The organism is Rhizobium sp. Leaf341 (assembly GCF_001424325.1).
Taxonomy (GTDB): domain Bacteria; phylum Pseudomonadota; class Alphaproteobacteria; order Rhizobiales; family Rhizobiaceae; genus Ferranicluibacter.
Genome location: NZ_LMPE01000015.1, coordinates 221,367 through 240,050, shown reverse-complemented (window position 1 = coordinate 240,050; position 18,684 = coordinate 221,367). Strand labels below are relative to the sequence as shown.

Genomic DNA, 18,684 nt, shown 5'->3' with positions numbered 1-18,684 from the left:
TTGTGGTTGGGGTTGCCCCTCACCCTAACCCTCTCCCCGCCTGCGGGGCGAGGGGACGTGGCTTGCGCGCCGGGGCGATGTGAGGCCGGGACGGTGCCTCGAGTCCCTTCGCCCCGCAAGCGGGGAGAAGGTGCCGGCAGGCGGATGAGGGGCGTTTGGGGCGATGCCGCTCAGGTTGTCAGGGCGAGCATTCGGCTGGGTCGGACGCCTCGGTTGCCCCTCACCCTAACCCTCTCCCCGCCTGCGGGGCGAGGGGACGTGGCCTGCGCAGCGGGTTGATGTGCGGCTGGGGCGGTGCCTCGGGTTCCTTCGCCCCGCAAGCGGGGAGAAGGTGCCGGCAGGCGGATGAGGGGCGGTCGCGGACCGTGACGGTTCGCCGGGCTAGGCGGGTCCCGCCAGCGCCCGTTCGATGGCCTTTGCGTCCTGCCAGAGGGCTTCCATGCGGTCGAGGGTTGCGGCTTCCAGCGTTTCGCCCGATGTCTGAAGTTCCGTCTCGATGTGGCGGAAGCGGCGGCGGAATTTGGTGTTGGTGCCGCGGAGCGCCATTTCGGGATCGGTGCCGGTGTGGCGGCCGAGGTTGACGAGGGCGAAGACAAGGTCGCCGAGTTCGTCCGCGACCTTCGACCGATCGCCGCTGTGGAGCGCTTCGCGCAGTTCGCCAATTTCCTCCTCGATCTTGTCGAGGATGGGCGCGGGCTCCGCCCAGTCGAAACCGACCTTTGCGGCGCGCTGCTGGAGTTTCAGGGCTTCGCTGAGTGCCGGCTGGTGGCGCTGGACGCCGTCGAGGAAGCCGGTCGCATCGTCGGCGAGCCCACGGCGCAGGCGGCGGGCGCGGCGCTCGGCTTTTTCCGCCTGCTTGATCGTATCCCACTGGATCTTCACGGCGTCGGGCGTGTCGGCCGCGGAGCGGGCGAAGACGTGGGGATGGCGGCGGATCATTTTCGCGGTGACCGCCTCGACCACGTTGCCGAAATCGAACGCGCCGGCTTCCTCGGCCATGCGGGCATGGAAGACCACCTGCAGAAGAAGATCGCCGAGCTCCTCGCAGAGATCGTCCATATCGGCGCGCTCGATCGCATCGGCGACCTCGTAGGCTTCCTCGATCGTGTAGGGCTTGATGGTCTCGAACGTCTGGACGATGTCCCAGGGACAGCCGGTCTCCGGCGCGCGCAGGGCGGACATGATGTCGAGGAGCTGCGCGATGTCGCGCGAGGGCTGGATCGGATCGGTCATGAAGGGGATGTCCGTGTCGGTTTGGGCAGAAGGCAATGAGAGAAACGTAAGGGCAGGACGGCGAGCAGAGGAACGCGCGGCATTGCCCGGCGACGCCGGGCTCAGGAGTGCCGCGGAACGCCTCAGGCGAGCGGGATGGCGTTGCCGGACTTGCCGGACTGGTAGGCGTTCGAGAGGTCCTGGTAGCGGCGGCGGATGCGGGCGTCGGCGGCTTCCAGCACGGGGCGATCGGCGTCCTCGGCCGTCGCGATGAGGTCGGCGATGGCGGCCGAGCGCCAGAAGGCGTTCTGGCGGGCATAGCCGCCGGGCTCGAGCCGGAAGACCTCCTTCAGGATGACGAGGTCGTGGGGGATGGCGAAACTGTCGCGACTGTCCTCGTGGCTGAAGAAGTAATAGAAATTGTCGAAGCCTGCCCAGGTGATGGCCGAGAGGCACATGGAGCAGGGCTCGTGGGTGGAGAGGAAGATGAGGTCCTTCGTGTCGAGGCCGGGCTGAAGCTCGTAGAAGCGCTTCAGCGTGTGGACTTCCCCGTGCCAGAGCGGATTTTCGGTCTCGTTGTTGGTCTCGGCGACGACGAGGGAGAGGTCGGACTTGCGCAGGATGGCCGCGCCGAAGACCTTGTTGCCGGCGGCAACGCCCTGTTCCGTCAGCGGCAGGATGTCGCTCTCGATCACGGAGAGGAGGCGTTCGGCGAGCGGATCGGTGGACATCGGGCACGGTCCTTCTGGGCGGCTGTTGTGCAGACCGTATCTAGCGGGCATTGCGGCCGGCGCGCAATGCACCGCCGCCGGGTCGGGTCACATTTGCTCCGATTGCCGTCCCCATGAGGAAAAGAATACGCAAGGTCTCCGGCCTGCGGATTCCTGTTTCTTCAGTTTGCCGCTAGGATGGGCGATACCTAGTCAACCCTGAAAGGATAGATCCCCCATCGTCATGAGCGAACAGCTGACCGTATTTCCGGCCTTTTTTCGCGTTGCGCAGAAATGCGTGGCGGTGTTCGGCAATGGCGACGAGGCCTATGCCAAGGTTCGCCTGCTTCTGAACACGCAGGCGCGCATCATCGCCTATGCCGATGATGCGGAGCCGGAGTATGCGCGGTTCCTGGCCGACAAGGGCATCACGCGCGTGGTTGCGCCGTTTGATGCCGGTCAGGTCGAGGGGGCCGTTCTCGTGTTCGCCGCGACGGGCGATGCGGCAGACGACCGGCGGATCGTGGCTGCGGCGCGGGCGGCGCGCATTCCCGCCAATGCGGTGGACCAGCCGGAATATTGCGATTTCCTGACGCCGGCGCTCGTCAACCGGGCGCCTGTCGCCGTGGCGATCGGCACGGAAGGGGCAGGGCCGATCCTTGCCCAGATGATTCGCGCGCAGATCGACCAGTTGCTGCAGCCGTCGCTCGGCAGCCTTGCGGCGCTGGCGCAGTCCTACCGGATCGCGGCCGAGAAGCTTTTGCCGCGCGGTGCACCGCGCCGCCAGTTCTGGAAGCGGTTCTTCACCGGTGGGGTTGCCGCGCATGTGGCCGCCAACGACGTTTCGGCGGCGCGGCGCGAGGCGACGCGGCTCCTGAAGGCGGGCAGCGCGGTCGAGGGCCGCGTCTATCTCGTCGGTGCGGGGCCGGGGGCCGAGGATCTTCTGACGCTGCGCGCCCAGCGCGTGATGATGGAAGCGGACGTGCTCGTCTACGACGCGCTGGTGCCGCAGGCGATCGTCGACATGGGCCGGCGCGATGCCGAGCGGCTGTCGGTGGGAAAACGCAAGGGCTGCCATTCGAAATCACAGGACGAGATCAACGCGCTCCTGGTGCGGCTCGGCCGCGAGGGCAAGCGCGTCGTGCGGCTAAAATCCGGCGATCCGCTGGTCTATGGACGGGCGGGCGAGGAGATGGCAGCGCTGCGGGAGGCCGGCATCGGCTACGAGATCGTGCCGGGCATCACCTCCGCCTTTGCCGCGGCTGCGGATTTCGAACTGCCGCTGACGCTGCGCGGTGTCGCCTCGTCGCTGATCTTCACGACGGGCCACGATCTTGCCGGCGACGTGCTGCCCGATTGGGCCCGGCTCGCCGTGTCCGGTGCGACGATCTCCGTCTATATGGGGCGCACGGTCGCCGCCTCGGTTGCCGCGCGGCTGATCGCCGCCGGGCTGCACCGGGACACGACGGTGGCGGTCGTCGAAAATGCGAGCCGCGCCGATCGGCGGCTGCTGCACGGCACGCTCGGCGAACTGCCGGGGCTGGAGACCCGCGACGATCTCGACGGCCCGGTGATGGTGATCATCGGGGACGCCGTGGCCGGCGCCAATTTCGAGCGGTCCGAGCCGCTGTCTCTCGGGCGGACCTCCGACAGGCCGCAAGACGGTCCGCGGAAAGACGGTGCGCGGAAAGACGGTGCGCAGCGGCAAGACCAGAATGACGTGCGATATCACGGGCAAGGAGCATGACGATGACTGACAAGGTCCTGACGGCCAACCGACTGGAGGACGGCATTTCCGTCTGGCTGGACGCGTCCGGCAACTGGGGCGAGAGCCTGCAGGATGCCTTCATCGCCCGTCATGCCGAGGCGGTGGCAGCGCTGGAAGCCGCGGGCAAGGCCGCCTTTGCCGACAACAAGGTCGTCGACGTCAACGTGATCGAGGTCGTGGAGATCGACGGCGTGCTGCGTCCCTCGCGCCTGCGCGAGCGGATCCGCGCGGAAGGGCCGACGATGGACTATGCGCCGGGCTACAAGGGCCTGCACCAGGTGGGCGCGGCCTAGACGCACTGGTACGAGATGCGCAGGAAAGAGATGCGCAGGTAAGAGACGCGCAGGGAAACAGCGCCGCCTTGCTTTATCCGGGGGCGGATCTGTTTTAAGGGTTGGTTCCGGTTGACGGGATGGCGCAGCGGAAGGCAGCCGGCGCGATCCTTGCCAGGGTGAAAACCCGGACGATCGGCGCCCGGCGGTGCCCGTCCGGCGTGCTGGCACGAGACGACGGCTCGACGGTCGGGCTTCAAGGAAAAGACAAACGATGTATCGCTACGATGAATTCGACCATGCTTTCGTGTCTGCCCGGGTGGCGCAGTTTCGCGACCAGGTGGAGCGGCGCCTTTCGGGCGAGCTTGCCGAAGATGCGTTCAAGCCGCTGCGGCTGATGAACGGCGTCTACCTGCAGCTGCACGCCTATATGCTGCGCGTCGCCATTCCCTATGGCACGCTGAACGGCCGGCAGATGCGGATGCTGGCGCATATCGCGCGCACCTATGATCGTGGCTACGGGCATTTCACCACGCGCCAGAACATCCAGTACAACTGGCCGGCCCTCTCCGAGACGCCGGACATCCTGGCCGATCTCGCCAGCGTCGAGATGCATGCGATCCAGACCTCGGGCAACTGCATCCGCAACGTGACGGCCGATCACTTTGCCGGTGCGGCCGCCGACGAGGTGGCCGATCCGCGGCCCTATGCCGAGATCCTGCGGCAATGGTCGTCGGTGCATCCGGAATTCTCGTTCCTGCCGCGCAAGTTCAAGATCGCCGTGACGGGTGCCGAGCGCGACCGCGCCGCCATCCAGGTGCACGATATCGGGCTGCACCTGAAGAAGGACGACCAGGGCCGCATCGGCTTTGCGGTCTATGTCGGCGGCGGGCAGGGGCGCACGCCGATGATCGCCAAGAAGATCCGCGATTTCCTGCCGGAGGAAGACCTGCTCTCCTACACCACGGCCATCATGCGCGTGTACAATCTGCACGGCCGCCGCGACAACAAGTACAAGGCGCGGATCAAGATCCTTGTGCACGAGACCGGCGCGGAGGTGCTGGCCGGCCAGGTGGAGCAGGAATTCCTGCAGCTGAAGAACACCGAGCTGAAGCTGCCCGACGCCGACATCGCGGCGATTTCCGCCTATTTCGCGCCGCCCGCCCTGGCCGAGCGGCCCGAGGGCTGGGCGAATCTGGCCAGCTGGAAGAAGGCTGATCCGGACTTCGCCCGCTGGGTGCAGCAGAACGTGGCACCGCACAAGAACCCCGACTACGGCATGGTGACGATCTCGCTGAAGCCGATCGGCGGCATTCCGGGCGACGCGACCGACGTGCAGATGGAGGCCGTGGCCGCCATCGCCGAGGACTACGCCTTCGACGAGATCCGCATCAGCCACGAGCAGAACATCATCCTGCCGCATGTGGCGCTGGCCGACCTCGAAGCGGTCTATCGCGGGCTGGTGGCGACGGGGCTCGCAACCGCGAATGCCGGGCTGATCACCGACATCATCGCCTGTCCCGGGCTCGACTATTGCGCGCTCGCCAATGCCCGCTCCATTCCGGTGGCGCAGGAGATTTCGACGCGCTTTGGCGATCCCGAGCGGCAGGCCGATATCGGCGAGCTGAAGATCAAGATCTCCGGCTGCATCAATGCCTGCGGCCACCATCATGTCGGCCATATCGGCCTTCTCGGGGTGGAGAAGAAGGGCGCGGAGCTTTACCAGATCACGCTCGGCGGTTCCGGCGACGAGACGACCTCGATCGGCGAGATCATCGGCCGCGGTTTCGAGCCGGAAAAGGTCACGGACGCGGTGGAGACGATCGTCGACACCTATCTCGGCCTGCGGCTTTCCAAAGAGGAGACCTTCCTCGCCGCCTATCGCCGCGTGGGTCCGCAGCCCTTCAAGGACGCGCTGTACGGCGCCAAAGAACAGGAAGCCGCCTGAGATGACGCAGATCTGGAAGACCACCGGCTTCGTGACCGACGATCCCTGGGTGTTGGAAACGGCGGAGACGCAGGCTGCGGAAACGCAGGCGGCGGATCATCCGGCAGGGCTGCGCGCCGCCGGCTCCAACGAGCGGGCGATCCACGGGTTGACCGCCTTCATCGAGAAAGCGGAGGCCGGCGAGACCGGGCTCGGCGTGCTGATCAACCCCGCCGACGATGTGGCGCGGCTGCAGCCCTATCTCGACCATATCGCGCTCGTCGCGGTCGCCTTTCCGGCCTTCAACGACGGACGGGCGTTCAGCCATGCCTCGCTGCTGCGGTCGCGGCTCAAGTTTCACGGCGAGATCCGCGCGGTCGGCGACGTCCTGATCGACCAGGTGCCGCTGATGCTGCGCTGTGGCATCGACAGCTTTGCCGTGACCAATGCCACGGCGCTGAAGCGGCTGGGGGAAGGGCGCCTGCCGGGCATCGACAACCATTACCAGCCGACGGCCAAGCCCGCGGCCGCCGCGGGCTCCTACAGCTGGCGCCGGGTTTCGTAAGCCCGGTCGTCCGCTTAAGGCTGGGAGACCTGCCGGCGACGGTCACGGCTTGCGCGCGCCAATCTCACAGGTGCGGAAATTTTGAAACGGAATTGCTTTCCTTGCCGGCTGCGATGGAATATTCCGCGCATGAAAACCTGAGAGGCGTCGTCAGCCTTTCGCCCGCTCCTTTCATGAGCTTCGGCTCCACCCGCACCCATGAGGATGAGACGCACAGATGAATGCTCCGGCCAAGACCGAGGATTTCGCCGCGACCGTACCGGCCGGCGTGTTTGCCGAGACCGTGACCAGCGTCACGCACTATACCGACAGGCTGTTCCGTTTCCGCATGACGCGGCCCGCGGCCTTCCGCTTCCGCTCCGGCGAGTTCGCCATGATCGGCCTGATGGTCGACGGCAAGCCGATCTATCGCGCCTATTCGATCGCGAGCCCGTCGTGGGACGAGGAACTGGAGTTCTTCTCGATCAAGGTGCCGGACGGTCCGCTGACCTCGCATCTCCAGGCCATCCAGCCCGGCGACCAGGTGCTGATGCGCAAGAAGCCGACGGGCACGCTGGTGCTCGACGCCCTGACGCCCGGCAAGCGGCTCTACATGTTTTCGACCGGCACCGGCATTGCGCCCTTCGCAAGCCTGATCCGCGATCCCGAAACCTATGAAAAATTCGACGAGGTCATCCTGACCCATACGACGCGCGATGTGGCGGAGCTGAAATACGGCTTCGACCTGGTCGAGGAGATCCGCAACCACGAGTTCCTGGCCGACGTCGTCGGCACGAAGCTCCGGCACTATGCGACGGCCACGCGCGAGGACTATCCCTTCCGCGGCCGCATCACCGACCTCATCCGCAACGGCAAGCTGTTTGCCGATCTCGGCGTGCCCGCCTTCGATCCGGCGATCGACCGGGGCATGATCTGCGGCTCGACCGAGATGCTGAAGGAGACGAAGCTGCTGCTCGAAGAGGCCGGATTGAGCGAAGGCGCCAACAACAAGCCGGGCGAATTCGTGATTGAGCGGGCCTTCGTCGGCTAGGCTTTTGCTTTTTGTCGGAAGGCTGTTTTTGTCGAAAGCGCTTGTTGAAAGGCCGGGGGGCGTCGTCCCTCCGGCCTTTTTCGTTCAGACGATGAAGAATTCCGAGCGGAAGGCCACGGCATCGTCGAAGGCGATCGTGAAATCGGCGACGCCATCGCCGTTCGTGTCGCCGTAGACGAAGGACGAGGCCGACAGGGTGACGTAGCGCAGCTGTCCCGCGGTCTTGGAGAAGGCGTCGCCGCCGATGAGGCTGAAATGCTGGACGCCGCCGATGACGATGTTGGCATCGATGCCCGACACGTCGATCCGGTCGCCCGCCGCGCCGGAGAAATCGGTGATGAGGTCGCGCGCGGTCGAGGCAGGGCCGGACTCCTGCGTCGTCGCATAGACGAACGTATCCGCGCCGGCGCCGCCCGTCAGCGTGTCGAGGCCCGCGCCGCCGACGAGGCGATCATTGCCGTTGCCGCCGTTCAGGACGTCGCGACCGTTGCCGCCGATGAGGACGTTGGTGCCACCGTCACCCGTCAACTGGTCGTCGTATGACGATCCGATCAGGCCGGATATCGAGGCGTAGGTGTCGCCCGCCGCAAAGCCCGTGTTGACGGAGGCCTTGCCGAGATTGGCGATCACGCCGGCGGTGGCATCCTCGTAGGAGGCCACATCGTTGCCCTCGCCGCCATAGAGCTTGTCCGCGCCGGCCCCGCCGATGAGGATGTCGTTGCCGCTGTCTCCCGACAGAATGTCGTTGCCCGCGCCCCCGCGCAGCGTGTTCGCGGCAGCGTCGCCGGTGAGCGTATCGTCGAAGGCCGAGCCGGTGAGGTTCTCGATGGAGCTGTAGACGTCGCCTGCGGCAAAGCCCGTGTTGAGCGCGGCCTTCAGCAGACTGGCCTTCAGCCCGGCGGTCGCGTCCTCGTAGGACGCGGTATCGCGGCCGCTGCCGCCGTTCAGCCTGTCGGCGCCAGCCCCGCCGATCAGCCGATCGTTGCCGCCATCGCCCGACAGGCTGTCATTGCCGCCGCCGCCCTTGAGCACATTGGCGTCGAGATTGCCGACCAGATTGTCGGCATAGGCCGATCCCGTGAGATTCTCGATCGAGACGTAGAGATCGCCGGCGGCAAAGCCCTTGTTCACCGAAGGCTTGATCAGGCTGGCGAGGACGCCGGCCGTGGCATCCTCGTAGGAGGCCGTATCCGAGCCGCTGCCGCCGTCGAGCGTATCCGCCCCGAGGCCGCCGAGGAGACTGTCGTCGCCGGCAAGGCCATAGAGCTTGTCGTTGCCGGCATTGCCGGTGAGGGTGTTTGCGACCTGGTTGCCGACGATCCGGTCGTTGCCGGAACCGCCGAGCACGTTCTCGATCAGCGACGCCGTGTTGTTCTTGTAGAGCAGCGCATTGAAGATGTTGCCGCGGGCATGGCCATTGTTCGGGCCACCGCCGAGGTCGGCGGCCTGATCGGCGCTGAAGAGCGAGAACTTGCCCGGTTGCAGGTCGATCGACAGGCCGGTCTTGTAGGCGGAGAGATCGAACGTATCCGTGCCGCCGCCATCCCAGATCGTGGCGAAGATCGTGTTGGCCCCGGGCGCGATGGCGACCGTGCCGTCGATGATGGTGTTGCCGCTGCCCGGCGTCCAGCGATAGACGGTATCGCCCTTCATGACCGTGTAGTCGGCACCGTACATTGCCTGAAGGGCGGCGATATCGAGCGACATGAAGCTTTGCGGCGCATCGTTGAGACCGTAGCTGTAGCCGGTCAGCGGGGCGCCGACATAGGCCCGGTAGGTCATGATGCTGAACTCGACGCTGTCATAGGCGGTGGGCAGCGCAACGCTCTCGTGGCCGTGTTTCAGGCCGAGGGCATGGCCGAGCTCATGCCCGATCGTGTGCCAGGCATAGGTGCCGATCTTCGCCGTCCGGTAATCGAACGGCGTACCGGCATATTCCGTGCCGAACCAGAGGTCGCCGGCTTCTTCGTAGGTGCCGGGATAGAAGGCATAGGCGGTGGGATTGGCCGTCGACGATTCGGCAAAGCGCAGCGTGGCGTTGGTTGCGGTACCCGCCGACAGTTTCAGCAGGGTGAAGCCTTCGACCGAAAAGCCGTCATTGGCGGCCGGGCCATAGGATTGCTCCAGGAAGAACAGCGCTGCCTTCTGCTGCGCCTGCGAGACCGGAGCGACGTTCTCGTAGACGCCGCTCGTATAACCGTAGGCCGTGGTCGAGGTGGGGAAGGCATAGGTCAGCGTCGCCGCGTTCCATGCATTGCCGGAGATCAACCCGTCCACGAGCGCATTGCCCGTTTTCGCGAAGGTTCGGGAGGCGGTAAAGGATCCGGTCATAGCACGATGCCTTGCGGGAAGAGGGAGAGGCGGCTCCAGGTATCCTCAAGTCCACCATAACTTTCTTGACAAGCGGTATATCGCGTCGCAATCGGCGGTCAAGGCAGGGTCTAAAACGGGGTTAAAGACGTCTCTTCCGACCGTTTGCAAAGGCGCATCGACGCAGGATCCCGCACGAAAAAAACCTCCGGCGAACGGGCGTTCGCCGGAGGTTTCGGGGGTGTCGTGCTGCGATCTGCGGCGTCGGGCGACGTGCGCTAGTGCAGGATCTGGCTGAGGAAGAGCTTGGTGCGCTCGTGCTGGGGATTGTCGAAGAACTCGGCCGGTGCGTTCTGCTCGACGATCTGGCCCTGGTCCATGAAGATGACGCGGTTGGCGACCTGGCGGGCAAAGCCCATCTCGTGGGTGACGCAGAGCATGGTCATGCCTTCTTCGGCAAGGCTCACCATGGTGTCGAGCACTTCCTTGACCATTTCCGGATCGAGCGCCGAGGTCGGCTCGTCGAACAGCAGGATCTTCGGCTTCATGCACAAGGCGCGGGCGATGGCGACGCGCTGCTGCTGGCCGCCCGAGAGCTGGCCCGGATACTTGTTGGCCTGCTCGGGGATCTTGACCCGCTGCAGATAGTGCATCGCGATCTCCTCGGCCTGCTTCTTCGGCATCTTGCGCACCCAGATGGGGGCGAGGGTGCAGTTTTCGAGAATCGTCAGGTGCGGGAAGAGGTTGAAGTGCTGGAACACCATGCCGACTTCGCGGCGAACCTCGTCGATCTTCTTCAGGTCGTTGGTGAGCTCGATGCCGTCGACGACGATCGTGCCCTTCTGGTGTTCTTCCAGCCGGTTGATGCAGCGGATCATCGTCGACTTGCCGGACCCCGACGGGCCGGCGATGACGATGCGCTCGCCGCGCATCACCTTCAGGTTGATGTCGCGCAGGACGTGGAAATCCCCGTACCACTTGTTCATGGCCACGATCTCGATGGCGACATCGGTGGACGAAACGGTCAATTTCTGGGCGGCTTCAGCCATGGTCAATCCCTCGTGTTATCGTTTGTGGCCGGTGTCGAGGCGGCGCTCGACGAAGGCGGAATAGCGTGACATGCCGAAGCAGAAGATCCAGAAGACGAAACCGGCAAAGATGAGGCCCGTCAAGGGGGTCACCGGCGTGCTCCAGCCGCTGTCGCCGAAGCTGGCCTTCACGATGCCGAGCAGGTCGTACATCGAGATGATGGTGACGAGCGAGGTATCCTTGAAGAGGCCGATGAAGGTGTTGACGATGCCGGGAATGACCAGCTTGATCGCCTGCGGCAGGATGATGAAGGTCGTCTTGTAGGCGTAGTTGAGGCCGAGCGCGTCGGCCGCTTCGTACTGGCCCTTCGGAATGGCCTGGAGCCCGCCGCGGATGACCTCCGCCATGTAGGCGGCGGCAAAGATGGACACCCCGACGAGCGCGCGCAGGAACTTGTCGAAATTGGTGCCGGGCGGCAGGAACAGCGGCAGGAGCACGCTGGCCATGAACAGCACGGTGATCAGCGGCACGCCGCGGATGAGCTCGATGAAGAAGACGCAGGCCGTCTTGATGATCGGCATCTCCGAGCGGCGTCCGAGCGCGAGCAGGATGCCGAGCGGCAGCGAGACGGCGATGCCGACGAAGGACAGGATGAGCGTGACCATCAGCCCGCCCCAGAGCGACGTCTCCACATAGGGCAGGCCGAACCAGCCGCCGAGCAGCAGGATATAGGCGATGGCCGGCATGACGATCAGGAGCAGGATCGCATTCAGCCCCTTGCGCGGTGCCTTGGGCATCAGGAAAGGCACGAGGAGCGCGATGGCGATGGCGAGCACCGTCAGCGGCCGCCAGAGTTCCGTGCGCGGATAGGAGCCGAACATGAACTGCACGAAGCGGTCGTTGACATAGGCCCAGCAGGCGCCGCTCCAGCCGTCGGGCTGGATGCCGCCCTGCACGGTGGTGGTGCAGACCGAGCGGTCGGCGCCGGTCCAGACGGCCTGCACGAACAGCCAGTTGAGCGCGCCGGGCAGGTACCAGACCACGGCTAGCAGGGCGACGAGCGACAGGATGCTGTCGGTCGGGGTGGCGAACAGGTTCTTGCGCAGCCAGCCGAACGCGGAGGTGTCGGAGCTCGGCGGCTTTTCCTGCGGGAGGACGTCGCGGCGGACGTAGGCGATCTCAGCGGCCATATCAGCGCTCCACCAGTGCCACGCGGGCGTTGAACCAGTTCATGAACACCGAGGTGATCAGGCTGATCGAGACATAGACCAGCATCCAGATCGAGATGATCTCGATCGAGCGGCCCGTCTGGTTGAGGATCGTGTTGCCGACCGCCACGAGATCGTAGAAGCCGACGGCGACGGCGAGCGAGGAGTTCTTGATGAGGTTGAGGTACTGCGAGGTCAGCGGCGGGATGATGATCCGCATGGCCTGGGGAAGGACGACGAGGCGCGTGGCAAGGCCGGAGCGCAGGCCGAGCGCATAGGACGCCTCGGTCTGGCCGGAGGCGACGCCACGGATGCCGGCGCGCACGATCTCGGCGATGAAGGCCGCCGTGTAGAACGAGAGCGAGAGATAGAGCGACAGGAACTCCGGCCCGACGACCATGCCGCCGCGCATATTGAACGAGCCGGGAATGGGATAATCGAGCGTCAGCGGCATGCCGAGCGCCAGGAAGACGACAAGCGGCAGCGCGATGATCAGCGCGAGATTGACGAGGAGGACGGGCGGGCGATTGCCGGTCTTCAGCTGGTGGGCGCCGGCCCAGCGCGTGAAGGCGATGGCGGCCAGGATGCCGAGCACGAAGGCCGCGGCGACATAGACGAACCCTTCGCCGGGAACGGGCGCCGGGAAATAGATGCCGCGGTTGCTGACGAAGAAGAAGGCGTCCGGATTGTCCTTCACATGCTGAAAGATGGTGCGGACGTTGGGCAAAAGGGCGAGCACGCCGAGATACCAAAAGAAGATGACGAGCAACGGCGGGATGTTGCGGAAGACCTCGACATAGACGGTGCAGAGCTTGGCGATGAGCCAGTTCTTGGACAGGCGGCCGATGCCGACGAGCAGGCCGACGATCGTGGCCGTGATGATGCCCCAGAAGGCGACGAGCAGGGTGTTGAGAAGGCCGACCTGCAGGGCGCGGAAATAGATCGAGTCCGGCGAATAGGCGATCAGCGTCTGGCCGATGTCGAAGCCGGCGCGGCTGTTGAGGAAGCCGAAGCCCGTGGACATGCCGTTGCGCGCAAGGTTCGCCGCGACGTTGTGGGCCGCGTAATAGGCCGCGCCGCCGACGACGAGCACGGTTGCGATCTGGAAGAGAATGCTTCGGAAAGCCGGATTGTAGATCAGCGACACCGACGGTCGATGTTCGCCGCCCCCGGTGCGGACGTCGTTTGCAGCCATTCACCTGTCCCCTGTCGGTCACCCTTTTTTCCGGGTGTTCAAGACGTTGAGGAAGCGGCGGGCCGGACCCCTGGAGAGCCGGTCCGCCGCTTCTGTGCGTGTGGTTTAGCGGATCGGCGGTGCGTACTGCAGGCCGCCCTTGTTCCACAGGGCGTTCAGGCCGCGCTCGATCTTGAGCGGGGAGCCCGTGCCGACATTGCGCTCGAACACTTCGCCGTAATTGCCGACGGCCTTGATGATCTGGACGGCCCAGTCGTTGGGCAGGCCGAGATCGGCGCCGATCGTGTTGTTGGCTTCTTCACCGAGGAAGCGCTTGATGTCGGGGTTTTCCGACTTCTTCATCTCCTCGACATTGGCCTGGGTGATGCCGAACTCTTCCGCCGTCACCATGGCGTAATGCGTGAAGGACACCACGTCGAACCACTTGGAATCGTTCTGGCGAACGGCCGGTCCGAGCGGCTCCTTGGAGATGATTTCCGGAAGCACGACGTGATCGTCGGGGTTCGCCATCTTCAGGCGGATCGAATAGAGGCCCGACTGGTCCGTCGTGTAGACGTCGCAACGGCCGGCATTGTAGGCGGCGTCGGCTTCGTCCTGCGCTTCGAACACGACGGGCTTGAACTCCATCTTGTTGGCGCGGAAGTAGTCGGCGAGGTTGAGCTCGGTGGTGGTGCCCGACTGGACGCAGACGGACGCGCCGTTGAGCTCCAGGGCCGACTTCACGCCGAGTTCCTTCTTCACCATGAAGCCCTGGCCGTCATAGTAGTTGATGGCGCGGAAGTCGAAGCCGAGCTGGCTGTCGCGGCTGGCGCTCCAGGTGGTGTTGCGGGCGAGCATGTCGATTTCGCCCGACTGCAGGGCCGGGAAGCGGTCCTTGGCGGAGAGGGGCGTAAACTTGACCTTGGTCGCGTCGCCGAAGACGGCAGCGGCAACGCCCTTGCAGAGGTCGGCGTCGAGGCCGGTCCAGTTGCCGGAAGAGTCCTGGGCACCGAAGCCCGCGAGGTTGGAACCGTTCACGCCGCACTGCACGAAGCCCTTGGCCTTCACGTCATCGAGCGTTCCGGCGGAGGCTGCGTGGGCGCCAAAGCCCAGGACAGCGGCGCCGATCACGATCGGGAGAATTCTTGTTGCCATTCTTTAGACCCTTTTTCTGTTTTCTGTCGCCTTCATCCCTGCGGCCGATCACGGCCGGCCGGAAGAAGCGCCCCCGCCACCCTCCTGGCGCGAGTGGGGCTATCTCATTCGTAAAAGTCGGACGGGTCAAGTCACGTTGCCGAATTTCTAGGCCGTTTCAACATTATCGACGGGTCTGCTCATTTTATCGACGGATACGGCTGGTCCATGCAAAGTGCTGGCGAAAAATGAGGCAGACCCCCTCGGCACGCGTCGTTGTTTCGACGATGCGGGCTTGACCTGCAGCGCGAAGCCGACCGACAAGAAGCCCGATGCGCGTTGCGGACGGCAGGTCGAGAGACGCGACACCCGGAGGCGGGGTCGGGTGCCGAGACGGGTTCAGCGAGACAGGACAGGAATGTGAGATGAGCAACAGGGACGATTTTCTGGCAGGTGCAGGCGTGAATACGCGGCTGGCGCATACGGGCAACGCGCCCTCGGACTATCACGGCTTCGTCAATCCGCCGATCGTGCGGGCGTCCACCGTCCTGTTTCCCGATGCGCGGACGATGGAGACGCGCGCCCAGAAATACACCTACGGCACCCGCGGCACGCCGACGACGGATGCGCTCTGCGCGGCGATCGACGCGCTGGAGGGATCGGCGGGAACGATCCTCGTGCCGAGCGGGCTTGCCGCCGTCACTGTGCCGTTCCTCGCCTTTCTCTCCGCCGGCGATCATGCGCTGATCGTCGACAGCGTCTATTTCCCGACGCGGCACTTCTGCGACACGATGCTGAAGCGGATGGGCGTGGAGGTCGAATATTACGATCCCGCCATCGGCGCCGGCATCGCGGCGCTGATGCGGCCGAACACGCGGCTGGTGCACACGGAAGCGCCGGGCTCCAACACGTTCGAGATGCAGGATATCGGCGCCATCGCCCGTGCTGCGCACCGGCAGGACTGCATCGTCACCATGGACAATACCTGGGCGACGCCGCTCTACTTCAAGCCCCTCGATCACGGCGTCGATATCTCGATCCATGCGGCGACGAAATATCCGAGCGGGCATTCGGATATTCTGATGGGCACGGTGTCGGCCAATGCGCGGCACTGGGAGCAGCTGCACGAGGCGACCATCACGCTCGGCATCTGCGGCTCGCCGGACGATAGCTACCAGATTCTCCGCGGCCTGCGGACGATGGGCGTGCGGCTGGAGCGGCATCAGGAAAGCGCGCTCAATCTCGCCCGCTGGCTGGAGGAGCACGAGGATGTGGCGCGGGTGCTGCATCCGGCGCTGCCGAGCTTTCCGGGCCATGATCTGTGGAAGCGCGACTTCACCGGTGCGAGCGGGATCTTCTCCTTCGTGCTGAAAGCTCCCGATCCCGCACAGGCAAAGATGCGCGCGCACGCGTTTCTCGATGCGCTGTCGCTGTTCGGGCTCGGCTATTCCTGGGGCGGCTATGAAAGCCTCGCGCTCGTGGTCGGCCTCTCGGACCGGACGATCTGCAAGCAGCCTGCGGAAGGGCCGGTGATCCGGCTGCAGATCGGGCTTGAGGACGTGCCGGACCTGCGGCGCGATCTCGAGGCCGGGTTCACGGCGGCGGCGTCCGTCAGCGGCTAGGGCGTCCGCCCGGCGGCGCGATGGGCGTAGAGCCAGTCGAAGTCCTCGGCCAGACGTTCCGGCGAGCGCAGCGACAGGACGAGGTTGCGTCCGAGGCGAACCGGGCCGGAGGCGTGGTAGGCGAAGCGGTTGAACGCGCCGCGGGCGCGGACCTTCTCGACGCGAAGGCTGCGCTCCGCGACGAAGCTGTCGAGCGCGGTCCTCATGTCTTTCGCGCCGGACAGGATCGGTGCGAGGGCCTCTGCCAGCGCGGCGGCATCCTCGATGGCCATCGCAGCGCCCTGGGCCGAAAACGGCATCATGGCATGGGCGGCATCACCGATCAGGACACGGAGGTCGTCGTGCCATCCGGCCGGCCGGCCGGAGCCCGCGACGATCTCGTAAAGGGGCCAGCGGCCGAGCGGCTCCGCCCGCGGAAGCGCCGCGCCAAAGGCGTGGTTCCAGCCCGTGAGCAGATCGGACACGGCCTTGCGGACGACGACGTCGCCTCCGTCCTGCTCGGCGCGGCCGCTGCCGATGGCGACGAGGTTGAGGCCGCCGGCCGCGCCCATGGGATAGGCGACGAGATGCGCCCTGCGGCCGAGAAAGGCGGTGACGACGGTCGGGTCGAACGGGTACGGCACGGGCGCCCCGGGCGGGACCGCGAGCCGCCAGGCGATGTTGCCGGAGAAGCGGGCCGGGGAGAGGCCCATCGCGGCGCGCACCTTGGAGCGGATGCCGTCGGCCCCGACGACGAGATCGGGCTGCTGGCCCGTGTGCCGTGCGATGTCGGCCGGAGAGGCGTCGGTGACGGCCGTGCCGAGATGCAACCGGCAGAGGGGATGAGCAGAGACCGCGTCGGCGAGCGCGCGCTGCAGGTCGGCCCGGGCCACCACGGCGTAGGGCGCACCCCAACGCATCCGGGCGAAATCCCCGGCGGGCACGGTGGCCAGCGTGGCCAGCGTGCGGCCGTCGACGAGGCGGATCTCCGCCGGTTCGAACCAGAGGGGGGAAAGCGCCCCGGTCACGCCGAGCGCGCCGAGGATGCGCGTCGCGTTCGGGGATAGCTGGAGGCCGGCGCCGACCTCGTCCAGTCGCGGCGCGCGCTCCAGGATATCGACCGCTATGCCCTTTGCGGCGAGCGCCAGCGCCGCCGTGAGGCCGGCAAGTCCGGCCCCGACGACCGCAATCGTCAGGCGCGCGCGTGCGTCGGCGGGCGGGGCAGGCAGGGCGTCATGCGCCGAAGCGCCGGACGCAGGCGGAAGGCCGGAGCCGGGTGCAAAGCCGGGAGGCGGCATCCCGCCGGGACCGGATCAGGCCGCCTTCGTCTGGAACAGGCAGCCGGTCGGCCGGGTCTCGTCCATCTTTAGAGCCCCATTGAAGCGGAAGAGCGTCGAGCAGTAGGAGCAGACCTTCTCGTTGTCGTCGCCCATGTCGAGATAGATATGCGGATGGTCGTAGGGCACGGAGGCGCCCGTGCACATGAATTCCTTGACGCCGACCTCGATCACCGCGTGACCGCCGTCGTTCTGGAAATGAGGAATACCGTGCCCGGCCATGTCGTTCTCCACTCTTTCGTCTGGTTCGTCTGGTTCGTCTAATTCGTCTGGTTCGTGTCGATCGCCTGGATCGCGTCGACCGCCCGGATCGTCTGTCTGGTCTGCCCGCAGCGCCTCGCCCTTTGCGGTCGGCACGCGCGGTGTCGGCGCGGACATTAGGCCGGTTCCCCGCAAAAAGGTAGACGATTGGCGCGGGCCAAACGCGTTTTTTGCGTCGCACGGGGTTTTTCCGCGCCGCGGCGGGCAGTAAGGGAGACGGACCAACATCCAGGGAACCGCCGAGATGGATCTGTCGCCGCCGCCGTACTCCAGCTTTCGCCACCAGGGCCTCGACATCGCCTTCTTCGATGCGGGCGATCCGGACGGCGCGCCGGTCCTGCTCATCCACGGCTTCGCCTCGTCCGCCAGCGTCAACTGGGTGTTTCCCGGCTGGCTGAAGACGCTGGGGGATGCCGGCTACCGGGTGATCGCGCTCGACAATCGCGGCCATGGCGCCAGCAGCAAGCCGACCGATCCGGCGCTCTATCACCCGACCGACATGGCCGGCGATGCGCGCGCGCTGCTGACGCATCTCGGGCTCGAGACGGCACATGTCATGGGCTACTCCATGGGCGCGCGGATCTCGGCCTTCCTGGCGCTGGAGGCACCCGAGCGCGTGCGCACGCTGGTGCTCGGCGGCCTCGGGATCGGCATGGTGACCGGCGTCGGCGACTGGGACCCGATCGCCGACGCCCTGCTTGCACCGTCGCTCGACGACGTCGCCCATGAGCGCGGCCGGATGTTCCGCATGTTCGCCGACCAGACGAAGAGCGACCGGCAAGCCCTTGCCGCCTGCATCGCCACGTCGCGTGCGCTTCTGACCGAGGCGGAGATGGCCCGGATCGACGTGCCGACGCTGATCGGCGTGGGGACGAAGGACGACATTGCCGGCTCGGGGCAGGCGCTCGCCGACCTGATGCCCCGCGCGGTCGCCATCGACATTCCCAACCGCGACCACATGCTTGCCGTCGGCGATCGCGTGTTCAAGAAGGCGGTGCTGGCTTTCCTGGCCGAGAACGCCTGAGCGGCGGGGGGACGATGCGGGGACGATAGGGGGACGATGCGGGACGCGAAACGCCTGTCACAGGCGTCTCATCATGGCCTGATAGGGCTCTCGGACGAGGGCTCGGTGACGGCTTGCGACGG

General features: G+C 65.9%; 16 protein-coding genes. 7 read left to right on the top strand and 9 right to left on the bottom strand.

What is annotated here, in order from left to right; translation table 11 throughout:
• Positions 1–381: 381 nt before the first annotated feature.
• Both mazG and ASG03_RS15970 read right to left on the bottom strand, forming a co-directional pair.
• Entirely contained in the window at positions 382–1,221 is an 840-nt protein-coding gene (gene mazG, locus ASG03_RS15975; protein ID WP_062695236.1) for a nucleoside triphosphate pyrophosphohydrolase, read from the bottom strand.
• A gap of 134 nt (positions 1,222–1,355) precedes the next feature.
• Positions 1,356–1,943, bottom strand: coding sequence for a nucleoside deaminase (locus tag ASG03_RS15970; RefSeq protein ID WP_062694474.1), 588 nt, complete (start codon positions 1,941–1,943; stop codon positions 1,356–1,358).
• A gap of 223 nt (positions 1,944–2,166) precedes the next feature.
• Here ASG03_RS15970 and cysG point away from each other — a divergent pair, with 223 nt between their 5' ends.
• The 5 genes from cysG (at position 2,167) to ASG03_RS15945 (ending at position 7,484) form a co-directional block, all read left to right on the top strand.
• Positions 2,167–3,669, top strand: a complete 1,503-nt coding sequence (cysG, locus tag ASG03_RS15965) for a siroheme synthase CysG (RefSeq protein WP_062694472.1) — start codon at positions 2,167–2,169, stop codon at positions 3,667–3,669.
• Positions 3,670–3,671: 2 nt separating this feature from the next.
• A complete protein-coding gene (locus ASG03_RS15960) occupies positions 3,672–3,983 on the top strand; it encodes a DUF2849 domain-containing protein (RefSeq protein ID WP_062473845.1) in 312 nt (103 codons plus the stop codon).
• Between the two features lie 253 nt (positions 3,984–4,236).
• Complete coding sequence (locus ASG03_RS15955; protein ID WP_062694470.1) at positions 4,237–5,910, top strand: nitrite/sulfite reductase; 1,674 nt, start codon at positions 4,237–4,239, stop codon at positions 5,908–5,910.
• A 1-nt stretch (position 5,911) separates the two neighbouring features.
• Positions 5,912–6,454 (top strand): DUF934 domain-containing protein, encoded by a 543-nt coding sequence (locus tag ASG03_RS15950; RefSeq protein WP_062473841.1) that lies wholly within the window; start codon positions 5,912–5,914, stop codon positions 6,452–6,454.
• Between the two features lie 217 nt (positions 6,455–6,671).
• Entirely contained in the window at positions 6,672–7,484 is an 813-nt protein-coding gene (locus ASG03_RS15945) for a ferredoxin--NADP reductase (RefSeq protein WP_062473839.1), read from the top strand.
• Between the two features lie 84 nt (positions 7,485–7,568).
• Here the strand turns inward: ASG03_RS15945 and ASG03_RS22155 are convergent, their stop codons facing one another.
• The 5 genes from ASG03_RS22155 to ASG03_RS15920 form a co-directional block, all read right to left on the bottom strand.
• Positions 7,569–9,815 (bottom strand): M10 family metallopeptidase, encoded by a 2,247-nt coding sequence (locus ASG03_RS22155; protein ID WP_062694468.1) that lies wholly within the window; start codon positions 9,813–9,815, stop codon positions 7,569–7,571.
• Positions 9,816–10,072: 257 nt separating this feature from the next.
• Entirely contained in the window at positions 10,073–10,843 is a 771-nt protein-coding gene (locus ASG03_RS15935) for an amino acid ABC transporter ATP-binding protein (RefSeq protein WP_062473835.1), read from the bottom strand.
• 15 nt (positions 10,844–10,858) lie between these two features.
• A complete protein-coding gene (locus ASG03_RS15930) occupies positions 10,859–12,013 on the bottom strand; it encodes an amino acid ABC transporter permease (RefSeq protein ID WP_062694466.1) in 1,155 nt (384 codons plus the stop codon).
• 1 nt (position 12,014) lies between these two features.
• Complete coding sequence (locus ASG03_RS15925; RefSeq protein ID WP_062473832.1) at positions 12,015–13,226, bottom strand: amino acid ABC transporter permease; 1,212 nt, start codon at positions 13,224–13,226, stop codon at positions 12,015–12,017.
• A gap of 105 nt (positions 13,227–13,331) precedes the next feature.
• Entirely contained in the window at positions 13,332–14,360 is a 1,029-nt protein-coding gene (locus tag ASG03_RS15920) for an amino acid ABC transporter substrate-binding protein (RefSeq protein ID WP_062473830.1), read from the bottom strand.
• 404 nt (positions 14,361–14,764) lie between these two features.
• Here ASG03_RS15920 and ASG03_RS15915 point away from each other — a divergent pair, with 404 nt between their 5' ends.
• Complete coding sequence (locus ASG03_RS15915; RefSeq protein ID WP_062694464.1) at positions 14,765–15,961, top strand: cystathionine beta-lyase; 1,197 nt, start codon at positions 14,765–14,767, stop codon at positions 15,959–15,961.
• Here the strand turns inward: ASG03_RS15915 and ASG03_RS15910 are convergent.
• Together ASG03_RS15910 and ASG03_RS15905 are read right to left on the bottom strand one after the other, a co-directional pair.
• Positions 15,958–17,238, bottom strand: coding sequence for an FAD-dependent monooxygenase (locus ASG03_RS15910; RefSeq protein ID WP_082475804.1), 1,281 nt, complete (start codon positions 17,236–17,238; stop codon positions 15,958–15,960). The two genes, ASG03_RS15915 and ASG03_RS15910, sit on opposite strands and share 4 nt — an antisense overlap.
• Positions 17,239–17,253: 15 nt before the next feature.
• Positions 17,254–17,499, bottom strand: coding sequence for a zinc-finger domain-containing protein (locus ASG03_RS15905; protein WP_062473826.1), 246 nt, complete (start codon positions 17,497–17,499; stop codon positions 17,254–17,256).
• 283 nt (positions 17,500–17,782) lie between these two features.
• On the opposite strand from ASG03_RS15905, the gene ASG03_RS15900 reads away from it, so the two are divergent.
• A complete protein-coding gene (locus ASG03_RS15900) occupies positions 17,783–18,562 on the top strand; it encodes an alpha/beta fold hydrolase (protein WP_062473824.1) in 780 nt (259 codons plus the stop codon).
• Positions 18,563–18,684: the final 122 nt, after the last annotated feature.

Bases quoted from the DNA above. Each gene is read 5' to 3' on its own strand.
- ASG03_RS15970 (WP_062694474.1), bottom strand. From the start codon at position 1,943: ATGTCCACCGATCCGCTCGCCGAACGCCTCCTCTCCGTGATCGAGAGC.
- cysG (WP_062694472.1), top strand. From the start codon at position 2,167: ATGAGCGAACAGCTGACCGTATTTCCGGCCTTTTTTCGCGTTGCGCAG.
- ASG03_RS15960 (WP_062473845.1), top strand. From the start codon at position 3,672: ATGACTGACAAGGTCCTGACGGCCAACCGACTGGAGGACGGCATTTCC.
- ASG03_RS15955 (WP_062694470.1), top strand. From the start codon at position 4,237: ATGTATCGCTACGATGAATTCGACCATGCTTTCGTGTCTGCCCGGGTG.
- ASG03_RS15950 (WP_062473841.1), top strand. From the start codon at position 5,912: ATGACGCAGATCTGGAAGACCACCGGCTTCGTGACCGACGATCCCTGG.
- ASG03_RS15945 (WP_062473839.1), top strand. From the start codon at position 6,672: ATGAATGCTCCGGCCAAGACCGAGGATTTCGCCGCGACCGTACCGGCC.
- ASG03_RS22155 (WP_062694468.1), bottom strand. From the start codon at position 9,815: ATGACCGGATCCTTTACCGCCTCCCGAACCTTCGCGAAAACGGGCAAT.
- ASG03_RS15935 (WP_062473835.1), bottom strand. From the start codon at position 10,843: ATGGCTGAAGCCGCCCAGAAATTGACCGTTTCGTCCACCGATGTCGCC.
- ASG03_RS15930 (WP_062694466.1), bottom strand. From the start codon at position 12,013: ATGGCCGCTGAGATCGCCTACGTCCGCCGCGACGTCCTCCCGCAGGAA.
- ASG03_RS15925 (WP_062473832.1), bottom strand. From the start codon at position 13,226: ATGGCTGCAAACGACGTCCGCACCGGGGGCGGCGAACATCGACCGTCG.
- ASG03_RS15920 (WP_062473830.1), bottom strand. From the start codon at position 14,360: ATGGCAACAAGAATTCTCCCGATCGTGATCGGCGCCGCTGTCCTGGGC.
- ASG03_RS15915 (WP_062694464.1), top strand. From the start codon at position 14,765: ATGAGCAACAGGGACGATTTTCTGGCAGGTGCAGGCGTGAATACGCGG.
- ASG03_RS15910 (WP_082475804.1), bottom strand. From the start codon at position 17,238: ATGCCGCCTCCCGGCTTTGCACCCGGCTCCGGCCTTCCGCCTGCGTCC.
- ASG03_RS15905 (WP_062473826.1), bottom strand. From the start codon at position 17,499: ATGGCCGGGCACGGTATTCCTCATTTCCAGAACGACGGCGGTCACGCG.
- ASG03_RS15900 (WP_062473824.1), top strand. From the start codon at position 17,783: ATGGATCTGTCGCCGCCGCCGTACTCCAGCTTTCGCCACCAGGGCCTC.